This window comes from Caballeronia calidae (assembly GCF_900044055.2).
In the GTDB taxonomy this organism is placed as follows: Bacteria; Pseudomonadota; Gammaproteobacteria; order Burkholderiales; family Burkholderiaceae; genus Caballeronia; species Caballeronia calidae.
Genome location: NZ_FCOX02000306.1, coordinates 1 through 932, shown reverse-complemented (window position 1 = coordinate 932; position 932 = coordinate 1). Strand labels below are relative to the sequence as shown.

Annotated in this window: 1 protein-coding gene; it reads right to left on the bottom strand. The window is 63.7% G+C overall.

What is annotated here, in order from left to right; genetic code table 11:
- Positions 1 to 845, bottom strand: an 845-nt coding sequence (locus AWB78_RS46205; protein WP_062612444.1) for a transposase, incomplete at its 3' end; no start/stop codon positions are given.
- Positions 846 to 932 lie beyond the last annotated feature (87 nt).

Genomic DNA, 932 nt, shown 5'->3' with positions numbered 1-932 from the left:
CCTAGGCAGCCGGCCACTTCGCGGCGGTTGTGAAACTGTCGCCAGCCGAACAGTTCCCTGACCAGCGTCCAGGCGCTGCCTGCTCCGATACCTGCAAGGCGCGCGAGTAACGCGATTGCTGGTTGAGCGCCGCTGCGAACCTCACGCTGCTGCTGCGCCTCGAGCGTCCTGATCTGGCTGGCAGCAAGCGTCAGCCGATCGCATTCGCGGTCGATCTCGGCGCGCACACCTGGCAACAAACGGGCGGCGTTCTGTGCCCACCAATGCGTCCACGCACGCCCACCGATGCGCTCGACCCGCAGGTTGTGGAGTACCAGCAGCGAGCGGATCCGGTTGCTGTGGGCGGTACGTTCCTGCCTAAGGCGATCGAGCTCACGGTGTACCCGCCGGCCATCCTCCTGTTCGGGAGTCGGGATGCGCGCGACTGCCCACACCCGGCATTCACCCGCGTAGTAACGCATCAGCATCGACAGCAGTTTGTCGCTGTCGAGACGGTCGGTCTTGGCGCGGCGCCTGCGCCGGTTCACTTCGATACTGGCCGAATCCACCACCAGGTTCGTGATCTGATGTTCCTCCAGGCAGCGGTGCAGCCAGAAACCGTCGCGCCCGGCTTCGTAACAGCTGCGCACCGGAGCCTCGGCGGCCAGATGACAGCGGACCTTGGCCTTCGCAATCGCCGTGAAGACTGCGGCCGTATCGCCGGCGGCTACTGTGCAGCGGCTCGGCGCGCGCACCCCATCACCCAGCGAAAGCTTCCAACTCCTGTCGCCCAGCTCAAAGGCGACATACAGCGTTCCGGTGATAGTTGTATTCTGCCCGTGAAGGGCTGTGCGAGGCGCATTCATTTGCGTACTCCTCTCGGAAAACGGGTATCGGAATCCTCGTTTTACTCCAGGAGGCTTACTTCCGCGGCCCTTCCATAGTATCTAGTC